We start from the raw sequence: 16,984 nt of genomic DNA on the forward strand, positions 1-16,984 counted from the left end.
TTACAGCCTTTGGGCTCTAAGGAGTCTCTTGGTTTAATGATGCAAGGATGACGGCTGCTTACGGATGCCTTGCAACCGGCTTTCGCTGACCAAGCAGCGGAAATTCGCCGATACGCAGCTTTGCGCTTCCGTAAGGGACCAGCTCAAGCTCCTTCGTCGGCTGCCCCTCGGTGTTCGGGTTGAGCGGCGGCGTACCTGCATTATTGCCTTCCATTCGCCAGTCGCTCACCAGCTTGCCTCTCGCTTTCAGGCGAACCGGTGCGGCGGATGCATCGAAAGGCTGATAAGGAATGGCTTCGCTGCTCACGGTAACCTCGAAGTCCGTATCAGCCAGCAAGCCGTATTTCCATGCAGAGGCCGGATAAACCTCCCAATCATGGAACCTTTCGCGCTCACGCAGCAGCTGCCAATTTTCCGCGATTGGCAAAGCATACACAAGCGGTCCGCGTTCAACGCTTATCGCGTATAGATTGCGGGAAACGGTGCGAACCTCCATCGGCAGCTGGAGCAGCAGCTTATCGCCGCTATTCCATTCGCGCTCAATTTTTGCATAACCATTCATCGGCTCCAGCACGACCCTTTCGCCGTTCACAAGCAAGCTAGGCTCAGCGCACCACTCCGGCACACGCAGTGAAATGCCGAACGTCGCAGCCCGATCCAAGCTAAGCGCAATCGAAACCGAATCCCGGAATGGATACTCACCGCTTACGCGAACCTCGATTGCATCCCCGCCCGCAACATGCGTTTTCACATGGCAAGGCGCATAGGATACAGCCGCCAGGCCGCCGCTTGCATCCGTCATCCATAGATGCGAAACCAGCTTCGGCCAGCCTTGATGCATATTTGCCGTACAGCACCCAAAGTTAGGCTCTAAGCCAAACAAATTCGCGTCTGCGCCGTTGCTCCAATTTCTTGGTGCTACGTTGCACATCATTTGGTTCACCTGCTGATCATATTGATGAGAGGACCAGTCCTTGGAAATCGTTGCCGGCAGCGCGTTAAATGCCACCTTTTCCAAAATATCACCGAAGCGCCCTTCGCCAAAAATCCGGGTCAGCTGTTCCATGGAATACATGTACTCCACCACCGCGCAAAGCTCGACGCCTTGGCTCGGATGCGTGCCTGACAACCATTCATCGCCGGAGAACATGCCATGCGCCTGACCGTGATAGGTCATCAGGCTGTCGATACCGCGATGGACCGCATCGCGCTGAAGCTCTTCTCCGAATAACTCATAAAGTATGCCGGGCGTTTTGATTCCCATTGCCACGTTTACCACATGGGTCCGCCAATCCCATTGTTCAACCTTTCGCCAGAAAGGGAAATCATGAAAGATATCCGTCCAATCTAATGTCTGGCCCGCAACGATATCGGCCAGTTTCAGCAGCTCGTTGTCACCCGTTTTTTTGTACACCCACAGAATACATAGCAGCATTTCTGATCCGCGCGACTTCGCCCACCCGCTCAGCGGTATTTCTTCGATTGTAGCGCGTACATATCCAAGAAATTTGCTCAGAAACGGGACAATTCTTTCGTCTCCCGTCGCCTCTTCAAACTGCGTCATCACCTTCAGCATAATCATGAAATGCCACCAGTCATGCTGCTTATCGACGTCATTGTTTACCGTTTCGATGCGGGCCGGACCAAATGAACCGTTCTCCTGCTGGCTTGCGAGCGACCATTCTACCCATCGGTTCGCTTTGGCAATAAGCTTCTCGTCGCCCAGTATATAGGCTAGCGGCAGCAGCCCGTCCACATAATAAGGTCCGCGCTCCCAGCTCTCGCCATTTCCGCCGATCCAGCCGTTATTAGGCCCCACGTCTTCCCAGTGCTCCTCCAAATGGCCTGATAATCCGTCTGCTTGTATCCGAAGCTGATTGTACAGCCAGCCTTCAGCCTTAATGCTCCCTAACGGCAGCGCTTTAAATGCTTCATGTAATTTACTCATCCTTCATTCTTCACTCCCTTTGCCGAGATGTTTACTACCCGACTATAACATGCGGAAAGGGCTTGCTTGGATAGCTGATCCCAACTACTTTTTATCTAATCACAACATCAAACTTAATCGATAGCTTTGCGCATAATACAATAATCGCTTATGATTATCCCAATAACTTGCAGCAAGGAGCGAAGGGGAATGTTCCAATTCATTTGTCCGCCTATGCCTCATTACATTGATGGGGGCGAAGATACCTACCCGGTACAAGGCAAGCATGCCGATCGTTCCCGCATCGGTGTCTTCGATCTCATATTCGTCACTAGGGGCTGTTTATATATGGAGGAAGAAGAAATACCGCTCCCTATTTCGGCTGGCCAATTCGCGATTTTGCGTCCCGACCGTTCCCACCGATCAACGATGCCGTGCAGCGAGGAAACCCATTTTTACTGGCTTCACTTTCAGACGGTCGGGGAATGGAGCGAATCGCAAGAAAAACTACCTTTTGCATTAGCTAGACAAAGCCAGCCTTATGCCCATATTGAATATTTTCCGTTTCATCTTCCAAGGCACCGGTCCCTGCAATCGCCGCAAGCCATTGAGGCCCAAATGCGCGAGCTGCACCGGCTGCGCGAGCAGCCCTCCGCTCATTCGCGCTGGAAGCAGCAGCAGCTTTTTCACGAGCTGCTTCAGCAGCTTCAGGAGGAAAGCGGAGCTGCTGCCGACAGTCCGCAGCTTCAAATTGCCGAAGCCGCGGCTTTGTACCTGCGCCGGCATTATCAAGACCCGCTCAAATATAAGCAGATGGCGGAGGAACTCCATTTTCACCCCAACTATATTGCCATTTGCATGAAAAAAACGTTCGGCTGCACGCCTCTCGAATATTTAACAAGCCATCGGATCGAACAGGCCAAGCGTCTTCTCATCCATACGGATGAGCCGGTTGGCAAAATAGCCGAGGACACGGGCTTTGGCTCCTTTCCCTATTTCGTCCGGTGCTTTACCAAGCACACGAATACCAAGCCAAAAGCGTTTCGGATGCAGTACCGCAGCAAGAAACCGGAATAAAGCCTTAACCACCCGAAAGCTAGACCTTCTTCCGCTGCCGCGTATAAATATCGACGTACACCGCAAGAATCAGAATTCCACCTTTGACGATATACTGCCAAAAGGATTCCAAATTCATTAAGCTCATGCCGTTATCCAGGCTTGCCATGACGAGCGCACCGATTATGGCTCCCGCTATGGTGCCTGTGCCTCCCATCAAACTCGTGCCGCCAATTACGCAGGCTGCGATAGCATCAAGCTCATAGTTTTGACCGGCGCTCATCGTTGCCGCATTCAGTCTTGCCGTCAGCACAAGCGCGGCAATCGCCGCTAAAGTATTGCACAGCACAAACACAAGCAGGATTCGCCGCTTAATGTTGATTCCGGATAGACGCGCTGCTTCCGGGTTTCCGCCAATCGCATAGACCTGCCGGCCAAACGTCGTATTTTTCGCAATGAAGGTAAAAATGAGCGAGAGAACAATAACCATCACAAAGGGAACCGGGATGCCCTTATAGCTGTTCATTAAATATACAAAGCCGATGACAAGGGCGCCGATCACGCCTAAACGGAGAATGCTTACCGCAAATGGCTCGACATCGAATCCGAATTTGGCTCTTGCTGTCCGCTTGCGCATAACCATATAGCCGGCAACCGCCAATGCCGCGATTCCGAAAATCCAGCCGATTAGGTCTCCTACATACGATTGTCCGATCGCTTTCACGGAAGGCGTCAGCGGCGCAATCGTAACGCTGCCGGTCGTTCCGAACAAAATGCCGCGGAAGATAAGCATTCCGCCTAAGGTGACGATAAAGGCCGGCACCGCCCGGTATGCAATAATCCACCCCTGTATGAATCCGATAGCAGCGCCAATGGCTAGCGTAGCTAGAATAACCGGTATCGTATTCCACTCGTACCAGACATTTAGGATCGCGGCGATCCCGCCCGTCAAGCCGACCAACGAACCTACCGATAGGTCAATTTGGCCCGCAACGATGACCAGGACCATTCCAATCGCCAAAATGGAGGTCACCGACATTTGCAAAAATAAATTCGAAATATTCGTCGGCGATAAAAAACGGTCATGCAGCAGCGAAAACAAAACCCAAATGGATATTAAGGCTCCAATCATCGTATAAGCGCGCGCATCGAATTTAAACCAATTCGGACGCTGTTTCGTTTTGCTTGGACTGAATACGGTTTCTTGATTCATGCTCATCTTCCTTTTCCTCCCGTTGCGGCGGTCATAATCAGTTCTTGCGTTGCTTCTTCCGCCAGAAACTCCCCGGTTTGCCTGCCTTCGGCAATCACAATAATTCGGTGGCTCATCCCAAGCAGCTCCGGCAGCTCCGACGAAACCATAATGATGGCTACGCCTTGTTTGATTAAATCGTTCATGATCGTATAAATTTCAAATTTCGCTCCCACATCGATTCCCCGTGTCGGCTCATCCAGGATAAGAAGCTTAGGGGCAGTCATCAGCCATTTGCCGATGACGACCTTCTGTTGATTGCCGCCGCTTAACGTTCCGACGATCGTCTCAACCGAATTTGCTTTTACCCGGAGAGAACGTAAATACTGGTTGCCAGCCGCAATTTCCTCATTATGGCGAAGAATGCCGCTTGCGGATATCGAACCAAGGCTCGCAAGGCTCACATTGCTTTTCACGTCCATCCCCAGCACGAGCCCGTATTTTTTCCGGTCCTCCGATACGAGCGCCAGGCCTGCTTTTATCGCTTGCTGGGTGTTTTTAAGCTTCACCGGTTTGCCTTCCATTTCAACCGTTCCATAGCTTTGGCCCGCGTACGATCCGAATAAGCTCATCACCAGCTCCGTGCGCCCCGCTCCCATCAAACCGGCTATGCCCAGTATTTCCCCTTTGCGAACCTCGAAGCTGAGATTGTCGATCACCTTCTTGCCCTGCCGTTCCGGATTCATGACTGTATAATCCTTCACCCTCAGCACGACCTCGCCCGGCTTTGCTTCCATCCGCGGGAATCGCTCCTTGAGCTCCCGTCCGACCATAAGCGAAATCACCTTGTCCTCATTAATATCCGAGATGCTGTAAGTTCCGACCGATTGTCCGTCGCGCAGCACCGTGACCGTGTCGGCTACGGCAAAAACTTCGTTTAGCTTATGAGAGATATAAATGCAGGTGACGCCGCGTTTCTTGAACTCCTGCAGGATTTGGAGCAATATATCAACCTCTTGCTCTGTCAAAGCGGCGGTCGGCTCGTCTAAGATAAGAATATTCGCCTTCTTGGACAGCGCCTTGGCAATTTCGATCTGCTGCTGCTTGCCGATGCCAAGCCCGCCGATCAATTGCTCTGGAGAAACGTCCTCCAGACCGACCTCCTTCAGCCATTTTTCGCTCTCCTTGAATACCCGCTCCCAATTAATAATCCCGAAGACAGCCGGCTCCTTGCCGAGGAACAAATTCTCGCCTATTGACAGATCCTTGACCAGAGCAAGCTCCTGATAGATGATGGCAATGCCTGCTTCTTCCGCATCCTTTATTTTCATGAAGCGTCTTTCTTCCCCGTTGATTAGAATTTGGCCTTCATAAGTGCCATGCGGGTATAATCCGCTGAGCACCTTCATCAAGGTTGATTTGCCGGCTCCGTTCTCGCCGCAGAGCGCATGCACCTCGCCCTTTTTCACCGAAAAAGTAACATCATTCAGCGCTTTAACGCCTGGAAACTGCTTCGTGATATTGCGCATCTCTAATGCCGCCGTCATCTCATGAACCCCTCCTTAGTCAAGCGTTTACGGCTGCTGCCGCCTAATTGAAACTGATCACTGCTTCCAAAAAAACAAAAAGGGGAAGAGCGTCATGGCACCCCATCGCTTCTTCCCCCTCTTTGCCCAATTGCTGCTACTTCACGTTTTTGTATACATCTTCCTCGGAATGGAAGCCGTCTGCGATAACCGTTGCGTCTATATTCGTTTTATCGACCGCTTTTGGATCAAGCAGCACGGATGGCACATCGATTTTCCCGTTGTTGACCGATTTGTCAGCGCCGACATTCTCGCCTTTGGCCAGCTTCACTGCCAGTTCAGCCGCTTTTTCCGCCAAATCCTTAATCGGTTTATAAACAGTCATCGTCTGTGTGCCTTCCACGATCCGCTGCGCTGCCGCGAGCTCGGCATCTTGGCCGGATACCGGTATTTTTCCAGATAGCCCCTGCGCGGCAAGCGCTTGAATGACACCGCCTGCTGTACCGTCATTGGCAGCCACAACCGCATCGATTTTGTTATCGTTCGCAGTGAGCGCGTTTTCCATATTCGCCAGCGCGTTCGCCGGGTTCCAATCCTTCGTCCATTGGTCAAACACAACCTCAATGTCACCGCTGTCGATGAGCGGCTGCAAAATATTAAAGGCGCCTTTCTTGAATAAATGCGCATTGTTATCCGTCTCAGAGCCGCCGATATAAACGAATTTGCCTTTTGGCGCCAGCTTAACGATCGCCTCCGCTTGCATTTCGCCCACTTTCTCATTGTCGAAGGAAATGTACAGATCCAAATCCGAATTTTTAATTAATCGATCATAAGCAAGCACTTTAATGCCGGCAGCGTGGGCTTTTTCCACGATGGCAGCCGTCGCTTCCGCATTATGCGGAACCACGACCAGCACATCCACCCCTTGGCTGATGAGATTCTCTGCTTGCGAGATTTGTTTCGCATCGTCGCTGTTGGCTGCCTGAACCTCAACCTCTGCGCCAAGCGCTTCTGCCGCGGCGATGAACAAATCGCGGTCGCGCTGCCAGCGTTCTTCCTGCAGCGTATCGAGAGAGAAGCCGATGACTAACTTGTCATCGCCTGCTTTAACGTCGTTTGCTTTAACGTCGTTTGCTTCGGCTGTCGATTCTGTATTGTTCGACTTGGCGCCTTCATTTCCGCTGCTGCTGCCGTTTCCGCTTGAGCAAGCCGTCAAAACGAGCACCAAAGCCAATACAAACGATACTGCCCCGCCTCTTGTAAACCTTTTCCCCATTTTCTTCGCTCCCTCATTTTCCAAAATGTAACTGCTTACATTTACAAATATAGCACGGTGCCGGAAGACGAGGGCGCTGTTCTTCCAGCACTCTTTTGCCATCGTCTGTACTTTTTTAAGATGGCAGGATCCATACGTTTCAGTGTCCGAAAATCGCTTTGCGGTATTCGGACGGTGTTGCGCCGCAAACCTTTTTGAATACCTTGCTGAAATAATTGGGATCGTTATAGCCAATCTCGAACGTAATTTCCTTTAAGCTGCGCTCGGGGTCCGCCATCAGCTTCTTAGCCTTCTCGATTCGGCATTCCGTCAGAAAATCAATATAATTGATGCCTTCATGGTCCTTGAACATTTTGCTCATGTAAAAAGGGCTCAGACCGATTCGCAGCGCCATTCCTTCCAGCGTAATATCCTTTTCCGAATTTTCAATGATATACTGTTTCATTTGCCGGGCAGCATCCGGCTGCACGCTGCTTTGATAAGCTGCGATAAAGGAAATAAGCTTGCCTAACAGCCCTTCCGTTTCTGCCCTAAGCTGTTCATACTGCGTGACTTGGAAGGAAAATAACGGCTTCTCTACCTCTATCCCCATCTCCCCGGCTACGCGGGCTATCATCCATAATCGTTCCAAAATCTCCTGCGCCGAGCGCGTAAGCGGGGTTTGCTGCCGATCATGTCTGGCAAGCAGCGCCATGACCGCTTCTCTTACCGTCCCCCACTTACCTTGGCGTATATGTTCGATAAATTGTTTTTCGGATTCTTTGCCTTGTTTGTCGCTTGACGACGGGCGGTCGGCCTCGGCCTCACCGTAAAAACGATGCTTCGCTGACGGCCCCATTTGCGCCGACGCAAGCATAGCCTCTTGATAAGACAGCTTTACATTGTCAAGCCCGGTATAGGGTCCCCCGATCCCGATGCGCAGTTCTCCCCCCGGCTCTCGCTGCCGGAGCATGAGAAGCTGCTGTACAACGGAATAAGCTTGGGAACGATAGGTTTTTCCGGCTTCGCGAAAAACAATAATCGGAATTTGCCTCCCGGACATCGCGCCGACCCAGCCGCTCTCCGTTTGGCGGATCTTCCCTTTAACCGCGGCATACATCGCTTCCGCTTGCGATTCGCCAGACAGCATGACGAGCAAAATAAACGCTTCGCTCGTCAGCTCGCCTCCAAGAAGCTGCAGCATATCGCTGATATGGACATCATGGACACGGTCGAATAGAAGCTGCGTGACGACATCGGCTTCCACAAGAGGCATCACTTTCCGCAGTGCTGCCTTCTCCTCCCGCTGCTGTGCGGCAATCGTTTTTTCAAGACAGATGTCCTCGATCACTTTTCCAACGATGCCGATGATTTCGCTCGCCTTGCTGGGTTTAAGCACATAGTCTTTTACCCCCAGCTTAAGCGCTTGCTGCGCATATTCGAATGTGTCGTAAGCCGTCACCATAATAAATTTGGTCATGGGCAGCAGCGCTGCAATGCGCTCAATGGCCTCAAGCCCGTTTATGCCTGGCATCTTAATATCCATCAACACGAGATCAGGCTGCCACTCTGCAGCTGTCTCAATCGCCTTGGCTCCGTTTCTTGCCTCCGAAAATTGACAGGTTGGGAAGCCTTTGTTCAAAATCGCCTGCAGCCCTTCCCGCTCAATCTGCTCATCATCCACGATTAATAGTTTAAGCATGCTTTGCTGCGCTCCCTGTCATCGGTATTTTGATCGTTACCTTCGTTCCGCAATCCGCTGCGCTTACGATATCGATTACGTCATCATCGCCCACAAACAGCCGAAGCCGTTTGACAACGTTGCTGAAGCCGATGCCCGTGGAATGTCCGGTCCCGTCCGCGTTTCCGCCTTCCGTCAAAATATGGTTTGCCTTCTCTGCCGACATGCCGGCGCCGTCATCCTCAATTTCAATCATCGCGCGATTGTCCTTCTCATATATGCGAAGCGCAATGGTACCACCATCCTCCAGCGGCTCGACAGCATGTATGACTGCGTTCTCGATGATCGGCTGAAGGGTGAGGCACGGAAGGCATGCCGACAGACAGCGCTCATCCACCTCCAGCAAGAAGCGGAGCCGGTCCGTAAAACGGGCACTTTGAATTTCTATGTATTTCATTGCGACGGAAAGCTCTTCCGCAAGCGTAACGGAACGATCCAAGCGGCGGAGGTTATAACGCAGCAGTCCCGCTACATTCGCGATAAGATCACTCGTTTCCTCCGAGCCTTCCAGGTATGCTTTTTTGGAGAGGGTATCTAAGGTGTTAAATAAGAAGTGAGGGTTGATTTGGCTTTGCAGGCTGATCAGCTGACTCTCCTTAAGGAGCAGCTTGCTCTGCTGCAGTTCGCTTTCGAGCTGTGCCTTCTGCTGAATCTCTGAGATTAAATTGTTGATATTCACGCGCATGCGGTCAAAGGTTTTGGCGAGGAAGGAGATTTCGTCGTTGGAGTATATCTCTATTTGTTTATCGAAGCGTCCCCGTGACAGCTCCTTGGCGGCGATCGTCAGCTTCTGGATCGGCTTTGTTATGCTGAGCGAAAACCAATAAGTAAATAGGAGCATGATAATCGTAATGAAGGAGAGCAGCCATATGCCCAGCCGCTTAAGTTCCGTACTCTGCTCGATAATACCGCGGTAGAACGCATCGTAGGTCCGCACTTCTTTGTCGATCAGCGTAATCGTCGTCTCGGCGATATACTTATCGATACGGGCAGCTTCCTCGAATTTCTCGGCAGATAACTCCGCGCTGCCTTGCTCCAGATACATAACCGACAGATCAGCAGAGGCCACCAGGCTGTCAATCATATTAACATAGCTTGCGAGCGTAAAAGCATTGTCCTGATTGCGCAGGCTCACCGTTTGCAGCTTTGCCATCATCATGCTTTCCTTGTTCTGATTAAGCTTGGCCAGTTTGAGCGCCGAAGGCTTCTGCAAATAATCATTTAATGAAATAATCGTTTGGTGGCTGCGGTCCGTCACCTCATTCATCCTTAAATAACGCTGCAAGATATCGTTGTACTGCTCCTGCGTTTTTTGATTATAGTAAGTAAGCACCATCCAAATGGTCACCATAATAAACAATAAGATTAGCGACATCGTCAAAATTTTCCGCTGAATGCTGTTCACTGTGCATCCTCCGCCCTTAATACCCGTATATCCGTAAAATAACCGTCAGGGTTTAGCGGAACCTGCTCGCCGGTCAGCCACTTAACCATATAAGCAACGCTTTTCTCGCCCATCGTCTCCGGGGATTGGGCGATCAAGGCATCGATCTGGCCTTGCTGCATCAGCGTAAGCGTCTCAGGCGAATCATCGAAGGAATAAATATAAAAGCCGCCTACCTGCATCCGTTTGCTAATTTCCTGTATGATAGACCCTGCATGCTTTGCCGATACGGCAATAAATGCATCCGCATCCGGCTCTTCATTGAGCAGCTCGTTCGTCGCAGCCGCCACGTCCTCGCGCGAATCGCCTGCCGCTACGATCTTGGTCTCTATTTTGGCGTACGGCCTAAGCACATCGAGAATTCCTGTCAAACGGGAGCGTTGAAAATCCTCCTGACGATCGGACACCATCAGCACTACCTTTCCTGCAAAGCCCATATCCGACACAAGCTGCCTTGCGATCATACGGCCGGCCTCCAAATGATCGGAGCCCACGTAAGTGCGGCGCAAGCTCTCGTTCATCGGTACGTCATTGGCGACGGTAATTATCGGAATTCCGCTGCTCGCTGCCTTCACCTTCGTTAATTCCTTAAATTCGTCCGTATCCAGCCCTTGCACGATGATTCCGTCGACTTTAGAGGCAATCGCAACCTCCATATTTTTCAGGAAATCATCCCGGTTTGACCCGTATGTACCCCATACCTCCAAGCTTGCCCCGTACTGCCCGGCCGCTTTCCTCGCTCCCTGCTCCACCTTTGCCCAAAAAGGGGTGTCCAGCTCTTGCGTAATCAGGACGAGCCTGTAGCTGTTATGTAGTTCTGCCGTCATCACGGGCTCATTCAAGTCGGAGGAGAATACCTTAATCATCGAGGTCAACGTAAAAAATAAAATCACTAAACAGCCTGCAAATAAACTAACGATAATCGATTTGCGCAAACTCCTTTGCCTCCTGCCAACAAAATAGGAATATTTTGTGATAGCGTTTTCATATCCAAATCATAATCAATGCTGCGCTCGCTGTCTACGGGCAGAGCCAAAAGGTTAAGATCTGCCCGGCGTTAACATTCTTACAGGAATGCGAACGCAAAAAAGCTGCCTCGGTTTTTAACCGTAATGGCAGCTCTTTGCTTACGTAAATCTATTCCCAGACCTGGCTAGCTCTCTGCAATAACGCCCTTTTTCAAAATCAAGTTGGCATAAAGCGCGCTTTCCCCTGTCGCAATAACGGCGTACGCTTTTTTCGCCCTTTCATAAAAAGCAAAGCGTTCCACCTGCTCAAATGGCTCCGTCAAGCCTGTTCGCTCTTCAATTATGGTGCGATACTGCTCCCAGATCGGCGTTTGTACCGTATCCCCTGGCACCACCTGCATTAGCGCGGCTGGTTTTTCCACATATTGATCGAGCGGAAACAGCTTCAAAATGCCGTCAAGCAGCTCGGGAATAGAATGGCCGTCCGCGCGGATCAGCCGCTGCGCGTGGCTGGCACCGGGAAAGTTGCCGTCCGCTATAACGATTTCATCGCTGTGCCCCATCTCGCTAAGCACCTTAAGCAGCTCTGGAGAAATCAGTTTCGATATGCCTATCAGCATAAGGGGATCTTCCTTTCAGCACATGTTCTTAGGCGGTTTTTTATTGTTTCTCGCTTAGACGCTCGAAGGTTCCGACCGCTATATTCCACTCGTCCGCTTGAACCGGGATGTATTCTTCGATCTGGAACGAGTCAGCCACCAGGCGGCGCGCTTCCGCTAGCCCGTCGCACTGGCCAAGCGCAACCAGCTGCATCAGCATATTGCCGACTGCGCTCGCTTCAACAGGTCCCGTCCAAACGGGGCGGCCAATCGCACTGGCGGTAAATCGGCAGAGCAGCTCATTCTGAATGCCGCCGCCTACCATATGCAGCCCGAGGAACGACTGCTTCGTCAAGGCCTCCATTTGGGTAAGTGCCTGACGATACCTAAGCGCAAGGCTTTCCAAGATACAGCGCGCAATTTCTCCCACTGACTGGGGAACCGGCTGCAAGGTTGCCCCGCAATAAGCTTGAATTCGGCCAATCATGCCGGACGGCGCATAAAAGGATGCGTCATCGGGGTAAATAAGGCTGCGAAACGGTACGGCTCCTTCAGCCTGAGCGACGATATCGGCAAAGGATAATGTCAGGCCCTGCTCATCCCATTCCCGTTTGCATTCCTGCAAAATCCACAGCCCCATAATGTTTTTCAGGAGTTGGTAGGTTCCGCCGACTCCGCCCTCATTGGAGAAATCGAGCGCTTGCGCTTCCGGTGTGACCAGCGGACTCGCAAGTTCCGTACCTAGGAGTGACCAGGTGCCGCATACGAGATAAGCAAACGACGAATCGCCGCTTGCAGGTACGGCTGCGGCCGCGGACTCGGTATCATGGGTGCCGACCGCGACCGCTTCCATTGGCGGAACATCCAGCTCCGCGCACACCTCATCGGTTAAGCGGCCGAACCGCGTCCCGGGAGGAGTCGGCTCGAGGAACAGCTTGCTTGGAATACCAAGCTGCTCCATTAAAGCCTTGTTCCACTGCTGTTCCTTTGGCTGGTAGAGCTGCGTCGTCGTCGCCATCGTAAACTCGCATATTTTTTCCCCGGTCAGAAAATAGGCTAGCAAATCCGGCGTAAGCAGCAGCGTGCTGGCTGCCGCAAGCTTTGGCGATCCCGCCTTCTGCATGGCATACAGCTGATTCACCGTGTTAAAAGGCATAAACTGCAAGCCGCCTTCCTCGTACAAGCGGTCTTTTCCTATGAGCGCGTTAAGCTCCTCAACGATACCTTCCGTTTGTGAATCACGGTAATGATAGGGATTACCGAGCAGCTCCCCGTTCGCGTCAAGCAATCCGAAATCCACGCCCCAAGTATCAATGCCGAACGTCTGCGGCTCGTAGCCGAGCTGGAATGCTTTGCGGATGCCTGTTTTCAGCTCCTGCAGCAGACGCAGGATATCCCAGTGCAAATGTCCCTGCACCGCAACCGGCTGATTGGGAAAGCGATGAATCTCTGTTACCTTCAACTGTTTTTGCCCGCTTGCCTCATCCGGCACCAGCTCTCCGATTAATGCCCTGCCGCTGCTGGCGCCGAGGTCAAAAGCAAGCACCGTAGCAGGCTTCGCCATGCTTAGATCCTCCCTTCCCATAGGCTCTTGCCGCTAATCGTCGAAAAACGCCTACTTCATCTTTTGCAGCAATTCTATGCGGTACGCTTCGCTCTCGAGCGACGCGATTTCCTCGAATTCTTCCTTCGTCAGCACTTTCGGCTCACGGATCGCTTTCGCTATCAAGTAGATTTTGGTGCTCTCCTCCACAACCTCGGTCCGGTAATAAGCCTCGCGCAAATTGCGTCCCGAAGTAACAAGGCCGTGGTTGCCAAGCAGCACCGAGCTCGCTTCGTTTACTTTGGCCACATAAGCATCCGCCAGCTTATCCGTCGTAGGGAGCACATAGGGAACATAAACCGTTTTGCCGACCAGCGCCGCTTGATCCGGGAACATAATCGGAAGCTCCTGCTCCACCAGCGTAAAAGCGATGCAATACGGCGGATGCGTATGAACGATGGCGCCGATATCCGGATTAGCCCGGTAAGCATAAAGATGCATCAGCACCTCGGAAGACGGACGCAGCCCGATATCCGTAATTTCACCCGTTTCGATATCCACCTCTACCCATTGATGCGGCTCTACCTCGTCAAGCGCAAAGCCGCTTGGGGAAAGGTACATTTTACCTTCGAATTTAGCACTGATATTTCCGCCTGGGCCGACCACCAATTTGTTCGTGACCGTCTTTCGCGCATATTTGCAAAGCTCGTTGCGAATGTCCGTGCTGCTCATTGTAAAACCTCCAATTTATTTATAAATAGGTCCGAAGTTCTGGCAAGCGCGATAATCCGAGCTCTCCGCATTAGCGGTGCCGAACAATCCCCATGCTCTAGGACGGAAAATACGTTCTTCCGGAACGTTATGCATATTGACCGGAATCCGAAGCATCGAAGCGAGCGTGATCAAGTCTGCTCCAATATGTCCGTAGCTTATGGAGCCATGATTTGCTCCCCAGTTGTCCATTACTTCATAGACAGAGTGAAATGCGCCCTCGCCTGTCAGCGTCGGAGCAAACCAAGTCGTCGGCCATGTAGGGTCCGTACGGTTATCCAGCGTGTCATGCACATCCTGCGGCAAATCAACCGAATAACCTTCGGCGATTTGAAGAACAGGACCGATTCCTTTGACAAGGTTGATCCGGGACATCGTCAGCGGCATGCCGCCGCGCGTCAAGTAATCGGATGAATAGCCGCCGCCGCGGAAGTATTCGACGGAAGCCGGACGCCACGACGTCGCATTGAGGCATTTTTGCGCTTCGTCTTCGGAAATTTCCCAGAAAGGCTTCATCGCCGGCTGGCCATCCTTCGTTTGCTCGCCTGTTCCGTCCATCGTCGCGGAGCCCGAATTAATCAAATGAAGAATTCCGTTTTCCGCTGCGCCAGCCAGCTTGTGGCCGGTTACGCGCTCGACCGATTCCGGGCTCCAATAAGTGCGGACGTCAGCGAAAATTTGAGCCGTATTCGTCAACAAGTAACCAAACAGCATTACCACGCCGTTCAAGCTGTCATTTTCCGTCGCTACCATGTAAGGCGCGCGGATACCGTTCCAATCGTAAGAGGAATTCAGCAGCGTTTCCATGAAATCGCCGTTCGGAAAATGATCCGTCCATTGCCGCTGGCCTTGGAAGCCCGCCACGATCGCATTATGACCGTTTGCTTCCTCCCCGAAGCCAAGCTCGTCAAGCCTTGGATTGCCGACCATGAGGTCACGCGCGATTTGGGTCATTTTTACAACCGTTTCCCAGTCCTTATCCTTCTGCTCTCTCGAGGTTTGAAGCTCGGCAGGATTATTGTCCGGGCCTTCGATGCAGTTTTCTTTCACCCACGTAAGCGCTTTCTCGAATTCCTCGCCATCGAATATGCCTTCTTCCATACGGCGAACGAATTCACTCATGTCGATATATTCCGTGCGCATGCCCAGATACTCCTGGAAGAACGCGTCATTAACGATCGATCCGGCAATCCCCATGGAAACCGAGCCCATCGACAAGTAGGATTTGCCGCGCATGTATGCAACCGCAAGACCTGCTCTCGCGAAGCCGATCAGCTTGTCTTTCACATCGAACGGAATGGATGTATCGCCTGAATCTTGTACATGCTCTCCGTAGATACCGAAAGCAGGAAGACCTTTTTGGGCGTAACCGGACAATACGGCAGCCAGATATACGGCACCTGGACGTTCCGTTCCGTTAAAGCCCCAAACCGCCTTTGGAATGGATGGATCCATATCCATCGTTTCCGTGCCGTAGCACCAGCATGGCGTTACCGTTATCGATACCCCTACACCGGCTTTGACGAATTTATCTGCGCAAGCCGCAGCCTCGGACACCCCGCCGATGCAAGTGTCGGCGATAACGCACTCTACCGGTTCGCCGTTTGGATAACGCAAATTCTCCGATAAAAGCTTTGCCGTGGCGATTGCCATGTTCATCGTTTGCTCCTCTAATGATTCGCGAACGCCTTTCCGTCTGCCGTCGATCGTCGGTCGTATGCCAATTTTAGGAAACCCTGATTGAAAACGAGTGCTTGTATCCGTCATAATAAAACCTCCATTAGGTTAAAATAATGTTATCGATAACCTCAAAATAACAAGATTAAAGCTTGCTGTCAACTATGATTTTTTTGTATGATAGAAACTATGATTTATCGATAAGGGGACAAAGATATGGTAACGATTTATGATGTAGCGGCTAAAGCAAGCGTATCCGCTATGACCGTCTCCAGAGTTATCAATAACACTGGCAAAATAAGCGAAAAAACAAGAGCGAAGGTAAAGCGTGTCATGGAGGAGCTTGGTTATGTGCCTAATCAGACGGCCCGAAGCCTCGTGCTCCAGCAAACAAAGCTGCTCTTTCTGCTCATAACCGATATTATGAACCCGTTCTATACGACGCTTGCCCGGGGCGCCGAGGATGCGGCCAAGCGCTCGGGCTACCGGCTGCTGTTTGGCAACAGTGATGAAAGTATCGATAAGGAATCCGATTACGTGACGACGATTTTGACCACGCGCGTGGATGGTGTGCTTGTTGCGCCTGCCGGCGATCCGTCGCTGCCCCATTTGGAATCGCTGCGGAAGCATAAAGTTCCGTTCGTGCTCCTCGACCGGGAGGTCCCGGGCATCGCATGCGATATCGTGCTCGGCGACAGCAAAGACGGCGCAAAAAGACTGGTTGAGCATCTCGCTGCGCAAGGCCATCGCATCATTGCGATCGTAAACGGGTCGCCTTCGATTTCTAGCGCAAGGCTGCGGCTTCAAGGCTTCCAGGAAGGGATGAAGCTCAATGACCTAACGTATGATGAACGGTATGTTTTCGAGACCAGCTTCGGCCCGTTAAACGATTTAACGGAGATGGGCCAATGGCTGGATCAGCTAGACCCGCCTCCGACCGCGATCGTTGCGGGAAACAATGTGCTTGCCGTCGAAATATTACGGCTGCTTCGTGAGCGCGGCATCGGCGTGCCGGACGAAATGTCTATCGTTTGCTTTGACGATTTGGGTCCTTATTCGGAAGTAGAGCCGTTTCTGACGGTTGCTGCCCAGCAGGCCTATCAATTCGGTTATATGGGCATGCAAATGCTCGTTGAACGTATTCAAGAGCGGGAAACGGCGCAGCCTTGGAAAAAAATCGTCCTCCCCGCCGATCTGATCATCCGCAGGTCGGTGAAAGCCTTAACGTAGCCGGTGCTCTCCTTCGCCAATCTAAATGAGACTGCTTATTACAGCCAATACCGGC

13 protein-coding genes are annotated in these 16,984 nt (G+C 51.8%); 2 read left to right on the plus strand and 11 right to left on the minus strand.

Features of this window, described 5'->3' with window-relative positions:
- Nucleotides 1-58: 58 nt before the first annotated feature.
- A complete protein-coding gene (locus ACN6MW_RS02340) occupies nucleotides 59-1,948 on the minus strand; it encodes a beta-L-arabinofuranosidase domain-containing protein (RefSeq protein ID WP_419874047.1) in 1,890 nt (629 codons plus the stop codon).
- Nucleotides 1,949-2,137: 189 nt separating this feature from the next.
- On the opposite strand from ACN6MW_RS02340, the gene ACN6MW_RS02345 reads away from it, so the two are divergent.
- Nucleotides 2,138-3,004: a helix-turn-helix transcriptional regulator gene (locus ACN6MW_RS02345; protein WP_419874048.1), complete on the plus strand. Its 867-nt coding sequence runs from the start codon at nucleotides 2,138-2,140 to the stop codon at nucleotides 3,002-3,004.
- A 19-nt stretch (nucleotides 3,005-3,023) separates the two neighbouring features.
- Here ACN6MW_RS02345 and ACN6MW_RS02350 read toward each other — a convergent pair whose 3' ends face one another.
- From ACN6MW_RS02350 to ACN6MW_RS02395, 10 genes are all read right to left on the minus strand, one after another.
- Complete coding sequence (locus ACN6MW_RS02350) at nucleotides 3,024-4,196, minus strand: sugar ABC transporter permease (protein ID WP_419876249.1); 1,173 nt, start codon at nucleotides 4,194-4,196, stop codon at nucleotides 3,024-3,026.
- Between the two features lie 2 nt (nucleotides 4,197-4,198).
- Nucleotides 4,199-5,722, minus strand: coding sequence for a xylose ABC transporter ATP-binding protein (locus ACN6MW_RS02355; protein ID WP_419874049.1), 1,524 nt, complete (start codon nucleotides 5,720-5,722; stop codon nucleotides 4,199-4,201).
- Between the two features lie 136 nt (nucleotides 5,723-5,858).
- A complete protein-coding gene (gene xylF / locus ACN6MW_RS02360) occupies nucleotides 5,859-6,977 on the minus strand; it encodes a D-xylose ABC transporter substrate-binding protein (protein ID WP_419874050.1) in 1,119 nt (372 codons plus the stop codon).
- 139 nt (nucleotides 6,978-7,116) lie between these two features.
- Nucleotides 7,117-8,658, minus strand: coding sequence for a response regulator (locus ACN6MW_RS02365; protein WP_419874051.1), 1,542 nt, complete (start codon nucleotides 8,656-8,658; stop codon nucleotides 7,117-7,119).
- A complete protein-coding gene (locus tag ACN6MW_RS02370; protein ID WP_419874052.1) occupies nucleotides 8,651-10,102 on the minus strand; it encodes a sensor histidine kinase in 1,452 nt (483 codons plus the stop codon). The genes ACN6MW_RS02365 and ACN6MW_RS02370 overlap by 8 nt, the downstream gene beginning before the upstream one ends.
- Nucleotides 10,099-11,076, minus strand: a complete 978-nt coding sequence (locus tag ACN6MW_RS02375; RefSeq protein WP_419874053.1) for a substrate-binding domain-containing protein — start codon at nucleotides 11,074-11,076, stop codon at nucleotides 10,099-10,101. The genes ACN6MW_RS02370 and ACN6MW_RS02375 overlap by 4 nt, the downstream gene beginning before the upstream one ends.
- 218 nt (nucleotides 11,077-11,294) lie before the next feature.
- On the minus strand, nucleotides 11,295-11,729 hold the full coding sequence (gene fucU, locus ACN6MW_RS02380) for an L-fucose mutarotase (RefSeq protein WP_419874054.1): 435 nt from the start codon (nucleotides 11,727-11,729) through the stop codon (nucleotides 11,295-11,297).
- A 40-nt stretch (nucleotides 11,730-11,769) separates the two neighbouring features.
- On the minus strand, nucleotides 11,770-13,272 hold the full coding sequence (locus ACN6MW_RS02385; RefSeq protein WP_419874055.1) for a rhamnulokinase: 1,503 nt from the start codon (nucleotides 13,270-13,272) through the stop codon (nucleotides 11,770-11,772).
- A 51-nt stretch (nucleotides 13,273-13,323) separates the two neighbouring features.
- Nucleotides 13,324-13,983 carry a class II aldolase/adducin family protein gene (locus ACN6MW_RS02390; RefSeq protein ID WP_076266723.1) on the minus strand — a complete coding sequence of 220 codons (660 nt, stop codon included), beginning with the start codon at nucleotides 13,981-13,983 and terminating at the stop codon, nucleotides 13,324-13,326.
- 15 nt (nucleotides 13,984-13,998) lie between these two features.
- Nucleotides 13,999-15,789, minus strand: coding sequence for an L-fucose isomerase (locus tag ACN6MW_RS02395; RefSeq protein WP_419874056.1), 1,791 nt, complete (start codon nucleotides 15,787-15,789; stop codon nucleotides 13,999-14,001).
- Nucleotides 15,790-15,915: 126 nt separating this feature from the next.
- Here ACN6MW_RS02395 and ACN6MW_RS02400 point away from each other — a divergent pair, with 126 nt between their 5' ends.
- On the plus strand, nucleotides 15,916-16,929 hold the full coding sequence (locus tag ACN6MW_RS02400) for a LacI family DNA-binding transcriptional regulator (RefSeq protein ID WP_364149565.1): 1,014 nt from the start codon (nucleotides 15,916-15,918) through the stop codon (nucleotides 16,927-16,929).
- Nucleotides 16,930-16,984: the final 55 nt, after the last annotated feature.

It is taken from the genome of Pristimantibacillus sp. PTI5 (assembly GCF_048572955.1).
Classification (GTDB): Bacteria; Bacillota; Bacilli; order Paenibacillales; family Paenibacillaceae; genus Pristimantibacillus.